Annotated in this window: 4 protein-coding genes and 1 pseudogene; 2 read left to right on the plus strand and 3 right to left on the minus strand. The window is 63.5% G+C overall.

Going from position 1 to position 4,269, the window contains the following annotated elements:
• Nucleotides 1-75: 75 nt before the first annotated feature.
• Both ENZ75_RS23080 and ENZ75_RS23085 read right to left on the minus strand, forming a co-directional pair.
• Nucleotides 76-597 carry a hypothetical protein gene (locus tag ENZ75_RS23080; RefSeq protein WP_027162880.1) on the minus strand — a complete coding sequence of 174 codons (522 nt, stop codon included), beginning with the start codon at nucleotides 595-597 and terminating at the stop codon, nucleotides 76-78.
• Between the two features lie 5 nt (nucleotides 598-602).
• Complete coding sequence (locus ENZ75_RS23085) at nucleotides 603-1,826, minus strand: argininosuccinate synthase (RefSeq protein WP_063169556.1); 1,224 nt, start codon at nucleotides 1,824-1,826, stop codon at nucleotides 603-605.
• A 214-nt stretch (nucleotides 1,827-2,040) separates the two neighbouring features.
• Between ENZ75_RS23085 and ENZ75_RS23090 the strand changes: the two are divergent.
• Together ENZ75_RS23090 and ENZ75_RS23095 are read left to right on the plus strand one after the other, a co-directional pair.
• A pseudogene (locus ENZ75_RS23090) lies at nucleotides 2,041-2,982 on the plus strand (GGDEF domain-containing phosphodiesterase); the annotation flags it as partial.
• Between the two features lie 125 nt (nucleotides 2,983-3,107).
• Nucleotides 3,108-3,749 (plus strand): LysE family translocator, encoded by a 642-nt coding sequence (locus tag ENZ75_RS23095; RefSeq protein WP_013528810.1) that lies wholly within the window; start codon nucleotides 3,108-3,110, stop codon nucleotides 3,747-3,749.
• A 6-nt stretch (nucleotides 3,750-3,755) separates the two neighbouring features.
• Here the strand turns inward: ENZ75_RS23095 and ENZ75_RS23100 are convergent, their stop codons facing one another.
• Entirely contained in the window at nucleotides 3,756-4,235 is a 480-nt protein-coding gene (locus ENZ75_RS23100; protein WP_063169555.1) for a hypothetical protein, read from the minus strand.
• Between the last annotated feature and the right edge of the window lie 34 nt (nucleotides 4,236-4,269).

Consider the following 4,269-nt stretch of genomic DNA (forward strand, 5'->3'; position numbering starts at 1 on the left):
TGACGGAACATGCACCGGGCAGAAGGCCCCGGCCATTTTTGACTTGATCGAAAACCCGGCGTGAATGCCGGGTTTTTATTTGATTTCGAGCGTGTAGGAGCAGCCGGCCAGGGTCTTGCCGGGATGGGACTCGACGGTCGAGACGTTGAGCTTGACGTCGGTGGAGAAGGTCAATCCTTCCGACTCTTCGGTGCTTTGGACAACGACCTTTTCGCCAAGGAATTTTTGCGGCGTGGAAAACACGGCCATGACGTCGAGTTCTTTTGCAAGCTCCGGCGCGGCAACGCCGTCGAGCACGGCCATCGGCCCCGCAGCGGTAAACACGATCGATCCTGTCTCGCGGTTGAACACGCGGATTTTGGCCGGCAGTTCGTATTGGCTGAGAAACGGATTGGCGGAGGCAACCTCCTTCCAGCCAAGCGTTTCAACGGCACCCGGTGCGCTGGACAGCCACAGGGCAAAGTCGTTGTAAGTCGGAACGTCCGCCCTGCACTCGATCAGCGCGGGAAGGTCAAGAGAGGCGGGGTCGAACTCCTGGCCGGCGGCCGGCGTCGCCAGAACAACCAGCGGCGCCAGGCAGCGACCGAAACCGCGCATCCGCCCTACTTGGCGCGGTTGCGCGCTGCCAGCGTTCTCAGCCGCAGTGCATTGAGGCGGATGAAGCCGGCGGCGTCCTTCTGGTCATAGGCGCCACGGTCATCCTCGAAAGTGACCAGCGCATCGGAGTAAAGCGTCTTCTTCGACTTGCGGCCGGTGACCATGACGTTGCCCTTGTAGAGCTTGAGCCGCACCGTGCCCTCGACGTCTTCCTGGCTCTTGTCGATCATCGCCTGCAGCATCAGCCGTTCGGGCGCAAACCAGAAGCCGTTATAGATCAGCTCGGCGTAACGCGGCATGAACTCGTCCTTGAGGTGGGCCGCACCTCGGTCGAGCGTGATCGATTCGATGGCCCGGTGGGCGGCGATCAGGATGGTGCCGCCTGGCGTTTCGTAGACGCCGCGCGACTTCATGCCGACGAAGCGGTTCTCGACCAGGTCGAGCCGGCCGATGCCATTGTCGCGGCCGAGATCGTTGAGCGCCGCCAGCATGGTTGCCGGCGACAGCTTCTTGCCGTTGAGCGCGATCGGGTCGCCCTTCAGGAACTCGATCTCGATCTCGGTGACCTTGTCGGGCGCATCCATCGGCGAAACGGTGCGCTGGTGGACGAATTCCGGCGGCTCGCTCCATGGATCTTCCAGAACCTTGCCCTCGGAAGAGGAGTGCAGCAGGTTGGCGTCGACCGAGAACGGCGCCTCGCCCTTCTTGTCCTTCGGCACGGGGATCTGGTGCTGTTCGGCAAAGTTCATCAGGTCGGTGCGCGACTTGAACGACCAGTCGCGCCACGGCGCGATGACCTTGATGTCGGGGTTCAGTGCGTAAGCCGAGAGCTCGAAGCGAACCTGATCGTTGCCCTTGCCGGTGGCGCCATGCGCGATCGCATCGGCGCCGGTTTCCCGGGCTATATCGACCAGATGCTTGGAGATCAGCGGCCGGGCGATCGAGGTGCCGAGCAGATAGGTGCCTTCATAGACGGTGTTGGCGCGGAACATCGGGAAGACGAAGTCGGCGACGAATTCCTCGCGCACATCGACGATACGGATGTCCTTGATGCCCATCATCTCGGCCTTGCGGCGCGCCGGTTCCAGCTCTTCACCCTGACCGAGATCGGCGGTGAAGGTGATGACCTCGGCGCCGAACTCGGTCTGCAGCCATTTCAGGATGATGGATGTGTCGAGACCGCCGGAATAGGAGAGCACGACTTTCTTGATGTCTTTGGTTTTGGACATTTTTACCCCGTCGGTGGCGGACGCCCCAGCCTGGGCGTCACAGATTGTCGCAGCGCCTTTTAGCAGGAACGGCAGAGCGAGCAAGCACGCGTGCATGCATGGCTTCTGGTCCAGCGCATGGCGGGAGCGCGATGCCTGGGCCGTGGCGTTTTGGCGGGACCGTGCCATGGCGCCCCGCATCGCAGCACTAAGAAGATGCAGTTCAGCACGGAGCGCGGTCTATCCGCGCGACGGGGCCGACCGCGAGCGGTTGGTCAGCAACGCCGACCTTGCCATGTACCGGGCGAAGAACGACGTGACGCGAGCCGTCTGCTTCTACGAATCCGCCATGGACGAGACGGCGCGGGCGCGCCGCGCCTTGGCCACCGACCTTCGCCAGGCGATCGACCGCGGCGAGCTTTCGCTTCACTATCAGGTGCAGACCTCGGTCCCGACCGGCGCCACCTGCGGCTACGAAGCGCTGCTGCGCTGGACCCATCCCGTGCATGGCATGATCCCGCCCGCCGAATTCATCCCGATTGCCGAAGAGAACGGCTCGATCATGGCGATCGGCGAATGGGTGCTGCGGACCGCGTGCCGGCAGGCGGCCTCGTGGGGCAATGGCCACAAGATCGCGGTCAATTTGTCGCCGGTGCAGTTCGCCCATGCCGATCTCGCCAAGCTCGTCCATCAGATCCTGATCGAGACCGGGCTGTCGCCGAAACGGCTGGAGCTGGAGTTGACCGAATCGACGATCGTCGCCGACAAGGTGCGCACGCTGCATGTCCTGCGCCAGGTCAAGGCGCTTGGGGTGACGATCGCGATCGACGATTTCGGCACCGGCTATTCATCGCTCGATACGCTGCGCTCGTTTCCCTTCGACAAGATCAAGCTCGACCGCTCATTCATGGCCGATGTCGAGCGAAGCCCGCAGGCCAAGGCCATCATCCGGGCGGTGCTGACGCTGGGCCGCAGCCTCGACATTCCGGTGCTCGCCGAAGGCGTCGAGACACATGTCCAGCTCACCATCCTGCAGGTCGAAGGCTGCAATGAGGCGCAAGGCTATTTTCTCGGCCGGCCCAAGCCGATCGACCAGATCACCGGGGACACCGATGTCCGCAACGATCGACTCTTCGCGGAGGAGCCAGCGAGGATACGGCTGAGCAGGCAGGCATAGGACTGCCGCGGCCGGCGCCCAGCGAATGCCGTGCAGACGCCTGCTGGATCGAGATCGGATCGCTGCTGTGTCTGGCGTCGACATGGCGCATCCTGTATAGGCCTCCCAATTCCCCGGGGCCGCTCATGTCGTTCATTCCAGACACCACCACGCTGATCCAGTTCGCCATCGCCACGGTCATCCTGGCGATCACGCCGGGGCCGGACATGACCCTGTTCGTCTCGCGCACGCTGAGCCAGGGCCGTGCCACCGGCTTTGCCTCGATGGCCGGCGCGCTGTGCGGCACGCTGATCCACACCACGCTGGTGGTGGTCGGCGTCTCGGCGCTGATCGTCGCCTCGCCGATGGCATTCTTCGTGCTGAAGATCTTCGGCGCCGGCTATCTCGTCTTCCTGGCCTGGCAGGCAATCACCAGGGGCTCGGCCTTTTCGCCGGAGAAGAAGACGGGACCCGAGATTTCGCTGTTGCGCAGCTGGGCGGCGGGCCTCGGCGTCAATCTGCTCAACCCGAAGATCATCCTGTTCTTCATGACCTTCCTGCCGCAGTTCGTCTCCGCACATGATCCGAACGCACCGGGAAAGCTGTTTTTCCTGGGCACGATGTTCATCGTGCTGTCGGTCCCGGTGACGGTGCCGATGGTGCTGGCGGCGGAAAAGTTTTCGGCGGCGATGAAGGCAAGCCCGCGCGTTACGCGGGTGGTCGACTATCTGTTTGCCGGCGTGTTCTCCGCCTTCGCCCTCAAGATCCTGACGGCCCAGGCGAAGTAGGCGCCGTCATCCTGTCCGGCCATCCTCTTTTGATTCTGGTTCGCCTTGCCACCAGCTTGCGGCCCAGCGCCCGGCGCTGAGCCAGTAAAAGATACCACCGACCATGCCGCTGCCGATCACGGCCATGATGGCGCTGGTGTCCCTGACGGCGAAGGCGGTGTCACCGCTGTGGTCGGCAAGCCCGAGGAAAACACCGGCAACCACCGCGCCCGCCAGCGCATAGAACAGCCAGTCGCGCCGGCCCAGGATTTCGGCAAGCAGGATGACGACAGAGGCCGGCATCAGGGCGAAATAGGCGACGAACAGGGCGGCGAAGGGAATTGAAAAATACAGGGAAGCCGTCGCCGTCGGATGCGCATGCTCCGGCGTGTAGCCGAGCGATGCCAGGAACAGGATGTTGAGGAAGGCGCTCGCCGCCAGCGAGGCGACGGCATAGCCGAACAGGATGACGGTGAAACGGATGAGGTAGCCGACGAGACGCGCCATCAATCCCGGCCCAGATTCCGGCCCGTGCCGGACC

The organism is Mesorhizobium sp. M7A.F.Ca.CA.002.04.1.1 (assembly GCF_004022805.1).
Classification (GTDB): Bacteria; Pseudomonadota; Alphaproteobacteria; order Rhizobiales; family Rhizobiaceae; genus Mesorhizobium; species Mesorhizobium ciceri.

Coding starts and splice junctions, on each gene's coding strand:
- ENZ75_RS23080 (WP_027162880.1), bottom strand. CDS start 597: ATGCGCGGTTTCGGTCGCTGCCTGGCGCCGCTGGTTGTTCTGGCGACG.
- ENZ75_RS23085 (WP_063169556.1), bottom strand. CDS start 1,826: ATGTCCAAAACCAAAGACATCAAGAAAGTCGTGCTCTCCTATTCCGGC.
- ENZ75_RS23095 (WP_013528810.1), top strand. CDS start 3,108: ATGTCGTTCATTCCAGACACCACCACGCTGATCCAGTTCGCCATCGCC.
- ENZ75_RS23100 (WP_063169555.1), bottom strand. CDS start 4,235: ATGGCGCGTCTCGTCGGCTACCTCATCCGTTTCACCGTCATCCTGTTC.